Origin of the sequence: Chryseobacterium paludis, from assembly GCF_025403485.1 — a bacterium.
Taxonomy (GTDB): domain Bacteria; phylum Bacteroidota; class Bacteroidia; order Flavobacteriales; family Weeksellaceae; genus Chryseobacterium; species Chryseobacterium paludis.
In genome coordinates this window covers 1,581,589-1,594,368 of record NZ_CP099966.1, presented here as the reverse complement: position 1 = coordinate 1,594,368, position 12,780 = coordinate 1,581,589, and the positions used below count along the sequence as shown (strand labels likewise).

Annotated in this window: 11 protein-coding genes; 7 read left to right on the top strand and 4 right to left on the bottom strand. The window is 33.2% G+C overall.

Annotation, left to right across the window (positions count from 1 at the left end; genetic code table 11):
• Positions 1 to 181 precede the first annotated feature (181 nt).
• The 3 genes from NG806_RS06970 (at position 182) to NG806_RS06960 (ending at position 3,366) form a co-directional block, all read left to right on the top strand.
• Entirely contained in the window at positions 182 to 547 is a 366-nt protein-coding gene (locus tag NG806_RS06970) for a BlaI/MecI/CopY family transcriptional regulator (protein WP_089029799.1), read from the top strand.
• Positions 547 to 2,412, top strand: a complete 1,866-nt coding sequence (locus NG806_RS06965; RefSeq protein ID WP_261512476.1) for a M56 family metallopeptidase — start codon at positions 547 to 549, stop codon at positions 2,410 to 2,412. The genes NG806_RS06970 and NG806_RS06965 overlap by 1 nt, the downstream gene beginning before the upstream one ends.
• Before the next feature lie 66 nt (positions 2,413 to 2,478).
• Complete coding sequence (locus NG806_RS06960) at positions 2,479 to 3,366, top strand: GLPGLI family protein (protein ID WP_261512475.1); 888 nt, start codon at positions 2,479 to 2,481, stop codon at positions 3,364 to 3,366.
• A gap of 55 nt (positions 3,367 to 3,421) precedes the next feature.
• Here NG806_RS06960 and fsa read toward each other — a convergent pair whose 3' ends face one another.
• Positions 3,422 to 4,075 (bottom strand): fructose-6-phosphate aldolase, encoded by a 654-nt coding sequence (fsa, locus tag NG806_RS06955; RefSeq protein WP_214824074.1) that lies wholly within the window; start codon positions 4,073 to 4,075, stop codon positions 3,422 to 3,424.
• A 154-nt stretch (positions 4,076 to 4,229) separates the two neighbouring features.
• Here fsa and NG806_RS06950 point away from each other — a divergent pair, with 154 nt between their 5' ends.
• Positions 4,230 to 4,718 (top strand): YdeI/OmpD-associated family protein, encoded by a 489-nt coding sequence (locus NG806_RS06950; protein WP_261512473.1) that lies wholly within the window; start codon positions 4,230 to 4,232, stop codon positions 4,716 to 4,718.
• A 62-nt stretch (positions 4,719 to 4,780) separates the two neighbouring features.
• On the opposite strand, the gene NG806_RS06945 is transcribed toward NG806_RS06950, so the two are convergent.
• Entirely contained in the window at positions 4,781 to 5,350 is a 570-nt protein-coding gene (locus NG806_RS06945; protein WP_261512472.1) for a tetratricopeptide repeat protein, read from the bottom strand.
• 194 nt (positions 5,351 to 5,544) lie between these two features.
• Here NG806_RS06945 and pepE point away from each other — a divergent pair, with 194 nt between their 5' ends.
• The 3 genes from pepE (at position 5,545) to NG806_RS06930 (ending at position 8,903) form a co-directional block, all read left to right on the top strand.
• Positions 5,545 to 6,240: a dipeptidase PepE gene (gene pepE / locus NG806_RS06940; protein ID WP_261512470.1), complete on the top strand. Its 696-nt coding sequence runs from the start codon at positions 5,545 to 5,547 to the stop codon at positions 6,238 to 6,240.
• Between the two features lie 112 nt (positions 6,241 to 6,352).
• A complete protein-coding gene (gene dacB / locus NG806_RS06935) occupies positions 6,353 to 7,726 on the top strand; it encodes a D-alanyl-D-alanine carboxypeptidase/D-alanyl-D-alanine endopeptidase (protein WP_261512469.1) in 1,374 nt (457 codons plus the stop codon).
• A 7-nt stretch (positions 7,727 to 7,733) separates the two neighbouring features.
• The gene (locus NG806_RS06930) at positions 7,734 to 8,903 is read left to right on the top strand and encodes a sensor histidine kinase (protein ID WP_214824100.1); all 1,170 of its coding nucleotides are present in this window, start codon (positions 7,734 to 7,736) and stop codon (positions 8,901 to 8,903) included.
• A gap of 82 nt (positions 8,904 to 8,985) precedes the next feature.
• Here NG806_RS06930 and NG806_RS06925 read toward each other — a convergent pair whose 3' ends face one another.
• Together NG806_RS06925 and NG806_RS06920 are read right to left on the bottom strand one after the other, a co-directional pair.
• A complete protein-coding gene (locus NG806_RS06925) occupies positions 8,986 to 10,842 on the bottom strand; it encodes a M61 family metallopeptidase (protein ID WP_214824103.1) in 1,857 nt (618 codons plus the stop codon).
• 156 nt (positions 10,843 to 10,998) lie between these two features.
• Complete coding sequence (locus NG806_RS06920; RefSeq protein ID WP_214824107.1) at positions 10,999 to 12,630, bottom strand: M1 family metallopeptidase; 1,632 nt, start codon at positions 12,628 to 12,630, stop codon at positions 10,999 to 11,001.
• Between the last annotated feature and the right edge of the window lie 150 nt (positions 12,631 to 12,780).

The following is a 12,780-nucleotide window of genomic DNA, read 5'->3' as shown; positions in this document are numbered from 1 at the left end:
ATTAAAAATTTAACATATTTTAATTAAAAATATTTAATTGATTATCAGGTGGTTATGATTTATTAAGGTTTATCACTAGAAAAATAGTTGTTTGATTGATATTTATTTCTACATTTGTATAACTAATTTCATAGTGATATAGAAATTCATACAATATCATTAATGAATAAATGAACAGGATATGATAATTCAGACTTTAACAAAAGCAGAAGAACAAGTGATGCAATACCTTTGGAAAATTGAAAAAGGATTTTTAAAAGATATTCTTGATTTATTTCCAGAACCTAAGCCACATACCAATACGGTTTCTACTATTTTAAAAGTATTAAAGGATAAAGAGTTTGTGGATTATAATGTATACGGAAGGCAGCACGAATATTTTCCGTTGATCACTAAAGAACAATATTCTGGGAAAACCATGAAAAGCCTTGTGAAAAACTACTTTAAAGGTTCGTACAAAAGTGCAGTTTCCTTTCTTGTAGAAAAAAACGAAATGACTGTTGAAGATCTTGAAATGTTATTAAGCGAACTCAAAAAGAAAAACTGATGGAAACATTATTTCTATACTTTGGAAAAGTTATTTTATGCTCAGGTGTAACGTTTTTGTATTATCAGTTGTCTTTAAAGGACAAGACATTTCATCATTATAACAGATTTTATTTGTTATCGGCCATATTACTGTCATTATTATTACCCCTTATAAAGGTAGATGACTTTACAATAGAAGTGAATAATGAGGTGTACCTGTTAATAAATAAAGTACAGAATTTTAATTCAGATAAAAACATAAGCAATGACCACATTTATTTTAGAATTATTTTTTCAGCTTTGGGATTGGTTTCTCTCTATTTTATAGGAAGATTCATCTACGGGATCATCAAGATCCAGCAGCTTAAAAATCAATTTCATAAAGAGAGTTTTGATGGGATCAATTTTTACCATACCAATCTCACTGAAGCACCTTTTTCTTACTTTAAGAACCTATTCTGGAAAAATTCAATTGTATTGAACTCTGATATAGGTAAACAGATCTTAAAGCATGAAATGGTACATATTGAGCAGAAACATTCATTTGATAAAATTTTTATCGAAGTGGTTACTTCCGTTTTCTGGTTCAATCCGTTCTTTTATCTCATCAAGAAAGAACTTACATTAATCCACGAATATCTGGCTGATAAAAAGGCCGTCAAACAATCGGACACAAAAGCATTTGCGCAGATGCTTTTAGCAAGTCACTTTTCCGGAACACAGTTACCTGCAACCAGTCCGTTTTTAAGTTCAAATCTAAAAAAACGATTAAAAATGTTACAAAAACCCAAAACCAAATTCGGATATGCGCGAAGAATTTTTGCATTACCGGTTTTATTTACTGTTGCTTTTGCCTATATGGTAAATGCTAAAAATAAGGAAATTAAAGAATCGAATATAGCTATTCATGAGGCTGTAGCTCAAATTAAGGAAGAACCTCAGGTGAAAAAGGTAACCGAAATTAAAAAGGACACTATTACACCGGGTAGACTAAGCAAAATTGATGAGCCTCAGCAAAAAATATTAAGAAAAAGGGAAACTGAGAAACTAAAAGACCTTGGAAAGAAAATTCAGGAAAAAAGCCTGGCCTTAAAAGAGCTTAAACCTGAAAGTAAGGAGTTTCAAAAGAATGTCGATGAACTAAGTACACTTTCTGCAGAAATGGGAAAAATTACAAGTTCTGATGATTTTAGAATGGCTTATATGATCAATGCAAGTGAAGTGAAAAAGATCAATGATTTTTTCAAATCTGATGAATGGAAAAATAAAGTAAAAGATCTTAAGAATAATATGGATATCGAAATTCCAGAAATTCCAGAAATTAACTTTGATTTCTCTGAGGTTCCGTCACCCCCATCACCTCCTAATGCTCCTCGAGTGAAAGTAATGAAATTCAAGGATATTAAAGACATGAAATGGGATGCTGCAGAACTTACTAAAGCTTCTGAAAATGCAAAAGGGGCTATGGAGTACGCAGCAAAAAGAGCTAAAATAGACAGGAAAAGAGCAAAACTTAATGAAAAAAGGGCTAAACTGGATGTTGAAAGAGCTAAGCTTGAAGCGGAAAGAAGAGCTTTAGATGGTAATAACAGAAGAGCGTATATATTTAATTCCAGTACCAGTTTCAGTGATTTAAAAGAGCCGGCTATGTTGATGCATGCAGACTTTGTAAAAAAAGATGGAAATGGAAATATTACGATGAATGGAGTGAAGAATTTTAAATTTAATGGAAATGATGATGCCAAAATTTTTATAGATGGCAAGCAGGTTACTAAAAAAGAGATGGAGGCATTAAATCCAGCTAACATAAAGAGTATGAATATTAATAAACGTTCAAAGGACGGAGATTCTTCCAGCGAAATAAGAATTGAAACCAAAAAATAAAGTTCCAACTGGCTTTGTTAATATTAAGGAAATTTATATTGACAAAGCCTTTTTTATTAATAAACTATGAAAAATAATATTCTACTCTTTTTGCTTTTAAGCCTATTTGCTAATGGACAGGTAAATCGATTTTATTATGATTACAAATATATTTCAGATTCCACCAATAAAGCAGATGTGAAAAGTGATGTAATGCTTTTGGATATTGATAAGAATGGCTCAAAATATTACAGTCGGGAAAAATTTGTATCTGATTCTACAGCAAAGGCTGATATTGCAAAACAGATGAAAGGCGGATTTGGGGGAAGCATCAATATCAAGAAAAATATAAAGCCGGGAATGATCTTTACAAGCGTTACAAAGACCTATCCCGACTATAAGGTGTCACTTTCAGAAAGAATAGGAACAACAACCTATAAAATAACGGAAGATCAAAAACCTGAATGGAAAATTCTTTCCGAAAAACAAAAAATAGGGGAATATAATACTCAGAAGGCAACAGCAACGTATGGTGGCAGGGAATGGATCGCATGGTTTAGTACGGATATTCCTTTTCAGGACGGACCATATAAGTTTTATGGACTACCAGGTTTAATTGTAAAATTGGAGGATAAAACGGGGTCGCATATAATGACTTTAGTTGCGAATAAAAAAACAACTATGAGTTCAGAAGAAGACGTGCAATTGCCGGGCGTTACAATGATTGGTTTAGGTGGTAAAGATATTGAGGTAACTAAAAAGCAATTTAAAAAAGCCTGGAAAGATTACCAGACGGATCCTACAAAAGACATGAAGCAAACCATGAGTACGCTTCCTCCCGGTGCTGTAGTAAGGATGAAAAATCAGGATGGGAAAGATATTGACACAAATGAGATGTACAAGAACATTGAAAAGAAAGCAAAAGAAGATATGCAAAAAAACAATAACAGAATAGAACCTGATTTATACAAATAATAAAAAATCCCGAAACTGAATTTCGGGATTTTTTTTACCATATTGTTGTTAGCTATTAAGCTAATTTCTGAGAATCTGCGATGAACTGAGCCAATCCGCTATCCGTTAAAGGATGTTTCAATAAGCTCAAGATTGGAGGCAGTGGAGAAGTAATAACATCTGCACCGATCTTAGCACAGTCGATGATGTGCATTGAATGACGGATAGAAGCTGCTAAAATTTCTGTTTCATACATATAGTTATCAAAGATCAAACGAATCTCCTGAATAAGATTTAATCCGTCAGTTGAAATATCATCTAATCTTCCTAAGAAAGGAGAAACATAAGAAGCCCCTGCTTTCGCTGCCAAAAGAGCTTGTCCTGCAGAGAAAATTAAAGTACAGTTTGTTCTGATTCCTTTATCTGAAAAATATTTTAACGCCTTGATACCATCTTTGATCATTGGGATTTTTACCACAATGTTTGGGTGGATTGCTGCCAATTCATCACCTTCTTTTATCATTTCTTCATAAGTAGTAGAAAGTACTTCTGCAGAAATATCACCATCTACGATCTCGCAAATTGCTTTATAATGGTTTCTGATAGCTTCAGCTCCCTGAATTCCTTCTTTTGCCATTAACGAAGGATTTGTGGTTACACCATCTAAAATCCCAAGGTCTTTTGCTTCTTTAATTTGCTCTAAATTAGCAGTGTCAATAAAAAATTTCATTTTGTTAAATAGATTTATTTATGCAAAGATAATGAATACTTTGTGAGTGGAAAATTAATGGGGAGATACTTGCTGTTTTGTTAGAAGTTGAAAATTAAAGTTATCATTTGTGAAAGAATATAAATAAGAAACAATTTTTTTAAATTTGTTATCCATGAAAAATAATCTGTTTACAGCCCAGCTTGAAATTATCGGGATCAATCCTTTTATTTTTGTTCCAGAAGAGGTTTTAAAAATAATCTTTGAAGCTTCGGGAAGAAATAAAAGTCCAATACCGGTTAAAGGAACTGTGAATGGTGTAGAGTACAAACAGAATTTGATGAAGTATTTAGGGGAATGGAGGTTGTACATTAATCTTATTATGCTGAAAAATTCACCAAAGAGAATTGGAGAAATGTTGGAAGTTTCAATAGAATATGATAGTTCAGACAGAAGTATAAGCATTCATCCGAAACTGGATCAGGCAATTAAAGAAGATCCTGTTACGCTCCGTAACTTTGAAAATTTAATTCCTTCAAGAAGGTTAGAATTGATCAAGTACATCAACAATCTGAAAACTGAAGAAAGTATCCAGCGTAATATTGAAAAAATCATCAGGCATTTAAAAGGGGAAACTGATTTTTTCGGAAAGACAATTAATTAGAAATAAACCATTACAGTAAAGATTAAAAAAAATCCGGGAAATTTTTCCCGGATTTTTTTTAACTATGAATTTAAAGTTTTGCTAAGTTTTACAGCATCCTGATTGCTGGGATCATACTGTATCGATTTAGCGATATGTTCTTTTGCTTTTGCAGGATCACTTTTCTGTTCTGTAAAGGCCAGATAAAAATAGGCGTAAGCTAAGTTCTTCTTATTTTGTTCCACTTCCTCTGGTTTTACAGTAGCGATATACTTTTCATAAGCAATTTTTGCATTGGCATCATCTTTAGCCGCTTGATATGCATAAGCCTGACTATAATAAGATGGAGCCCAGTCTGGTAATAATACAGATATTTTTTTCCAGGTAGCAACTGCGTTGGTCCAGTCTGACGCTTCTTGATATGCTGTAGCCAATTTTCCTAGTGATTCTGTATCCTTTGGATTGGCCTCGATTTGTTTTTTAAGGGCATCTATAGTAGTCGGACTTGACTGAGTTGCAGCAGCAGTAGCTGCTGTATCAGCTGTATTATTTGTACTGTCCGTTTTAGTAGTTTGTGCATTTAAAAAACTGGCACTTCCTACAAATAATAAACCTAAAAATAGATTTTTGATATTAATTTTAATCATTTTCATAATCTTATATTTTAAAATTCTATAGTCTAAAGTTCAATAATAATTCCACAAAGGCTCAAATTTTAGAAGCTTTAAGTTTTTTTAGAAAATATTAACGGATAAGTGTTTTTTTTTAGCTTAATTTTTGATTCGTTGATGTTTGAGTTTATCTTTGTAGTTCAACTATTTTTTTACAAACCATATAATTTCCTTCTATGAATATCATATTAGCCTCAACATCCACAATTTTCGGCGGAGAATATTTAGAATACTTAAGAGAAGAATTAATACAGTTATATAAAGGAATTGACGAGATCATTTTTGTTCCTTTTGCCAGACCAGGTGGGATTTCCCATAACGATTATACGGCAAAAGCCCGTTCTTTCTTTGATACAATCAATATAAAAGTGAAGGGTCTTCATGAATTTGAAGATAAAGTTGAAGCTTTAAATAACGCCAAAGGATATTTTACAGGCGGCGGAAATACATTTTTATTGGTTAAAACTTTACATGAAGAAAATGTGATGAAAGTTTTAAAAAATAATGTAGAAAGTGGAAAACCTTATTTAGGATGCAGTGCCGGAAGTAACATAGGAGGACAAAATATGAAAACTACGAATGATATGCCGATCGTATATCCACCAAGTTTCGATTGTATGGGACTGGTTCCTTTTAATTTAAATCCACATTATTTAGATCCAAACCCTGAATTAAAACATAATGGAGAAACAAGAGAAACAAGAATTCTTGAATTTTTAACCCAGAATGACTTAAAAGTAGTTGGACTTCGTGAAGGAAACTGGATCAGAAGAATAGGCGAGAAAATTACTGTTGAAGGAAGTGAGTTGACCCGAATTTTCGAAAAAGGAAAAGAACCTTATGAAATTGAGACCGGAAGTTCATTAATTTAATTCAAACAATCTTTTTTATATTTGAATAAAGAATTGAATACTTAACATTTGTTTATCGTATAATAGATTTATGCAAATGAAGGATAGATCAATTTTATTAAACTAAAATTCAATGAAAAAAACACTTGCTGTTCTTATATTTTCTACACAAATAGTTTTTGCTCAAGATATTACTCAAAAATTAGATGATGCTACGAAAGATTTGATGAACTCTTCGGGAGGGATTGCATCCAGTTTATCTTTTTATGTAGCAGATGAAAAGGGAAATTTAATTTATGAATATCAAGGTAATAAAGGACTTTCTACAGCATCTACACAGAAAATATTTACAGCAGGAGCGGCATTGGAAACGTTAGGGAAAGATTATACTTTCAAAACGACATCAAGCTACTCAGGTGCTATCTCAGGAAGTACCTTAAATGGAAATCTTTTTATTGCTTCCAATGGAGATCCGACCTTGGGAAGCTGGAGGTATGAAGCTTATAAGCCCGAAAGTTTTAAGAAAAAACTCATTGAAGCTATTAAAACATTGGGGGTAGCAAAGATTTCTGGAGATTTAATTATTGATGATTCTTATTTTGATCATCAGACTATTCCCGGCGGCTGGCCCTGGGATGATCTTGGAAACTATTATGGAGCTGGAGTATGGGGAGTGAATTGGCGAGAAAATCAATTTGACATCAATATAAACGGAACTGAATTTAAAAGCTTTTCTTATCCTTTAGAAGGGGTACAATGGCTAAATGATCTGAAAGCTGGTGGAAGTTCCGACCAGAGTCTTATTTTTACTGCACCACGCTCTAATGTGGCTTTGATTAATGGAACCTTACCAAGCGGTAAAACAGTAACGGTATCAGGAGCTACTCCTAATCCACCATTACAGTTAGGGGTGGAGGTGAAACAGTGGCTTAAAGAATCAGGAATTGATTTTTCGGGAAAAGTAATTACCAATTCGCAACTTGAAATGGAAGGAAAACAACCTCTTGAAACTCCAAAGAAAAATATAATCCTTACATATCAATCACCGACATTGGATAAAATTATTTATTGGTTTTTAAGAAAAAGTATTAACCTTTATGGTGAAACGTTAATTAAAACTTTAGGAAAAGAGAAAAAAGGAAATTCAAGTTTTAAAAGTGGAGTAGCTTACCTTAAAGAATTTTGGAAATCGAATGGTATCAATCCGAATATGATCAATTTTGCAGACGGAAGTGGCCTTTCTCCACAGAATTATGTTTCAGCAAAAGCAGAGGTACAGGCTTTATTATATGCTAAAAAACAATCTTGGTTTGAATCTTATTATGATGGTTTTCCTACTCAGGAGAATGGGATGAAAATGAAAAGTGGTACCATGAGGGATACAAAATCTTTTGCAGGGTATCAAACAGCTAAAGATGGAAAAAAATACGTATTTTCTATAATTATTAATAACTATCAGGGAAGTGGAAATGCAGAATTGCAAAAAATTCTGAATATTCTAAAATAAAGGAGTAATGAAAAATCGTCCGTTTTTATCGAGGATCAATAACTGGTTTGTATTTACATTACTTACGGTAATCGTTATTGCCTTGATCGTCTCTTCGAATATTCTCATTAAAAACTTAAGAGAGAAAGAGGCAGAAAGGATAAAAGTTTTCGCTACTGCCATAAAAATTTTACAGGATAACAAGCAGAAAAGCTCAGAAACACAAGAACTATTATTTGCGATCTTAACTGAGAATGATCAGATCCCATCGATTTTAACGGATGAAAATAAAGAACCTTTTATATTTGAAGGAAGTTCACGGAATATTGCGAAAGAAATTCTTGCAAACCCACAGGAACTAAGAAAACTGATCGCAAAAATGGAAAATAATTATGCACCATTTGAAATTGAAGTGGCCAATGGTGATAAGCAGTTTGTTTTCTATGATAACTCATCACTGCTTAATAACCTAAGGTACTATCCTTATTTTCTGGGTTTATTCATACTCTCTTATCTGTTATTTTCATTCTGGTTCCTAAGAACGATTAAAAAGACCGACGAAGGATATGTCTGGGCCGGATTAGCAAAGGAAACAGCCCACCAGATAGGAACACCTCTTTCATCCATGATTGGATGGATGGAAATCATGAAATTGGAAAGTCCGGAATCTGAAGGGATTTATGAGATCGAAAAAGATATAGAAAGATTGAGAACCATCTCCGAGAGATTTTCGAAAATTGGATCTGTACCGGAGCTGAATGATATGAATTTTAATCAGATGATTCAGGAAAATTATGAATATTTAAAATCACGGATCTCTAAGAAGATCAGTTTTACCTTACAGTTGCCAACATATGTTATTTTGGTTCCCCACAATAAGATTCTGATGAGCTGGGTGATTGAAAATTTAGTTAAAAATGCGGTAGATGCAATGAAAGGGGAAGGTTCATTACAGATGTCTGTTTTTGAAAGAAATAAAAATATTCTGGTGGAAGTAAAAGATAGTGGAAGCGGAATGACAAAAAATCAGGCGAGAAATGCTTTTAAACCCGGTTATTCTACAAAGAAACGGGGATGGGGATTGGGATTGTCGCTGGCAAAAAGAGTGGTACAGGAATACCATAATGGAGATATCAAAATCTCACAAACAGAAGTTGGAAAAGGAACTACTTTTAGGATAACCATTAAGAAAGCTTAATTAATTTATATTTAGTCTTACTATACTTGAATAAAACAAAAAAGCGGGGATTAATCCCCGCTTTTTTGTTATTGTCATTTTGTTATTTCTTACCAGTTAACCACTGATCCTGCAGTTTTTGTTCCGCTGGTGTTGGGCTAGCTTTAAACTGAAGTGATTCTTTTGTCAGTTTATCTAAAATTGCTTTTCCCTTAAGATCTATTTTATCAGTCTTGTCACCATTTTTTCTTAAGACAGTTACAGTAACATTTTGTCCGTCCTTAATTGTTTTGGTATAACTGATGAAAGCAGGTATGTTTTTAACATCAATCGTTTTTCCGTCTATTGCAAATACTTCATCCGTGATTTTAAAACCTATACTTTTTGCAAAAGGAGATAATGGAGAATTCTCATCAAAAATAAAAGTATTATTTTTTTCATTAAATCCTGTTTGATTTGGATCTTTGATCATCCAGAAAATAGGAGGTGTTTCCTGTTTAGTGACTTCAACACCAACCTGACTTAAATATTCTGCATAAGGAGTTGGTTGGCTGCCGGCAATATATTTGTTGTAGAAATCTTTGATCTGTGGATATCCGGTAACAGTGACTAACTCATCGATCAGTTTGTCATCTTTAAATGGCTTGTTTTCTCCAAATCTCTGAGATAGCTTTCTGATCATATCACGATATCCCATTTCACCATTCGACAACTTCCTCAATTCAATATCCATACACATTGCAAGCAATGCTCCTTTTTCATACACATTTCGGTATTGATCTTTATATGGTTCTACAAGTACATTTTTACTCATTACTGTAAAAGGCATCGTATCATTGAAGCTTTTTGAATTGCTTATTTTCTCGCCCATTCTCTTCAGGAATTCATCTTTATTGATCAATCCTTCCTGAATCTGGAATAAATTAGCAAAATATTCTGTTCCACCTTCATACATCCAAAGATGCTGAGACATTTTAGGATCTGCATAATTAAAATAATGAATTTCTTCAGAATGTGTTTTCAGTGGATTTACTGTGTGAAAAAACTCGTGAGAAACAACATCTGTAATCGTTTGGTCAATCGCTTCTTTCGGCATTAATTCAGGTAATACAACACTTGTAGACTCATGGTGCTCCAGTGCTCCGAAACCTTTGATGTGTGGTCCGTCTGAACCAGAAAGGTAAAGCATAATTGCATACTTTTTATTGGTATTCATATCACCCAAAAACTTCTTCTGAGCAACAACCATCTTTTCAAGATTTTCTTTAAAATCTGCAGCTTTATATTTTCCTGTTGGTGAATATACCCCTAAAACCAAATCCATACCTCCTGCATTGAAAGTAATATAATCAGGTTTTGTATACATTAATGGAGAATCTGTTACTTTAGCATAATTAGCCAGGGTAAAAGTATCTGTAGCTTCTGATTTATCCTGATCTACCAATGCTGTGGTTCCATAAAAATCATTTGGTTTCTGAATCACCAGCTGATAAGGTACATCCTGCATATCATCGATATACCCAATGAATCCATGAGTATTGATCAGGTATATTTTTCCTTCCTCGATATCTGTTCCTGAAGGCGAAAATACTGCTTTATGTTTTTCAGTATTACCTTCATCATCGAAACTATCGTTTACCAGATACGTTATCTTCGTTAAAAACTGTGCATTTTTAAGAGCATACGAATTGTCATCCACTTTAGTAAAAGCCAATTCTTTTCCTTTGTTGTCTAAGAATTTAATGCCTTCTATAAATCTGCCATAATCATCCACAGAATACGTTCCGGGAACTGTTTTTGGAAAATGGAATTTTACATTACCGGATTTCATTTTAGGGAACTCCATGGTAACGGCCACTTTATCGTCTTTCACATTGACTAAGTCAATATTGGTTTTAATAGACTGGGCATTGGCCAGAACTGCGGCTAGAATACCTAAGCTAAGTGCTATTTTTTTCATTGATTAGAATTTATAGTTAAGTAGTTGCTCTAAAAATGATTTTGTTACAGATTGAAGTCAAATAACGTATTAAACTTTTCTTAAATTTTATTCACATAAAGTGACTAAAAAATAAAAATACTGAATTTATGATTTAATAATCTTGAATTTTTACTTCTATTGCACCTTCTTATAGTTGATATAATAATTCTTATTAAACTCTATTGGGGTACCTTTTTTCAACTTTACCGTCTGCCATTCTTGGGTTGGAGTTATCGTTTGATCTCCATCTATTCTGATAGGAAGTTTAATATTCTTAACGACGTTCGTATATCTGAATTTTAACGTTTCTCCTTGCTGAGAATATTCAAGTGTAGGAATTTTAATTGTTCTTAAGTATTGATTAAAGATACTTGAAAAATCAATACCCGATTTAGAATTGATATAATTTTCAATTTGTTGAGTAGTTACAGTCTGATGATAGAATTCTTTATTTAAACCTCTTAAGATCTGTCTGAATTTGTCATCGTTATTGATTATCTGTCTGATGGTGTGGATCATATTCGCTCCTTTAGGATACATATCTCCACTGCCTTCATTGCGAACTCCATATTTACCAATAATCGGAACATCGTTACTTACAATATTTCGAATTCCGATTGCATAAATATCCGCAGATTTTTTATCCAGGTATTTTTCGGTGAAAAGAACCTCAGAATAGTTGGTGAAACTTTCATGGATCCACATATCAGCCTGGTCTTTTGCTGTAATATTATTGGCAAACCATTCATGTCCGCTTTCATGAATAATAATAAAATCCCATTTCAGTCCAACCCCAGTTCCGGATAAGTCTTTTCCCAGATACCCATTCATATATTTATTTCCGTAAGCAACACTACTTTGATGTTCCATTCCCAGGTAAGGGGAGTCAACCAGTTTATAAGAATCTTCATAGAAAGGATATGGGCCAAACCAATACTCAAAGGCTGAAAGCATTGGCTTTACCTGTTGGAATTGTTTTTTTGCTTTATCTAAATTGTAATCCAATACCCAATAATCCAGATCCAGTTTTCCTTTTTCACCATTAAAAGTATCTTTAAAGTTTACATATTTTCCAATGTTTGGAATGATAGAGTAGGCATTAATAGGATTTTTAACCTCCCAGGTGTATGTGGTTTTATCACCTTCTGTTTTTTTATCAATTAATTTTCCATTCCCCACACCTACAAGATCTTTAGGTGTAATAATTTTCATGATCATTCCATTGTCAGGTTCATCACTCCAGATATCTTTGGTAGGAAGCCATATTGAAGCTCCGATTCCTTCATCAGCAACACTCATCCATGGATTTCCATTTTCATCTTTGGTAAAAACCCAGCCTCCATCCCAAGGTGCCTTTTTAGCAATGACAGGATTTCCGGAATAGGTAACATCGATGGTATATTTTTCTCCTTTTTTAAAATTCTTATTGGTCGTAATAAAAATAAAATCACCATCCTGTTTGAATTCACTAATAGGAAGACTTCCTTCTATTTTATCAGCTTTCATAGGTTTTTGGAGATCAATTTGAAAGATGGGGTTAGTTACGTCCTTGATGATCTCAAAACTGATTTTATTTGTTCCCTTGATGCTTTTCTGGTCGAAATCGGGTTCTACCGAAAGCTCATACTTCTTAACATCCCAAAAGTTTCTGAACTTAGTGTTAGACCCTTTTAAAGTATCTTGTTTTGTAAAGGTTTCAGGTTTCTCGAAGAACTGACCAAAAGCCAGGCCTGATGCAAATAAAAGTGTATATGATAGTTTTTTCATTTTTAAACTTTATTAATAATCTTTTCAAAAATAGAAAATTAAATTAACAGCAAAATTGTGAAAAAGCAAAAATATAAATAATGGAAAGAAATTGTCCGTATTAAAAGCATAAAAAAGCCCGGCTGCATTGCCGGGCTTAACCTAAAGAAT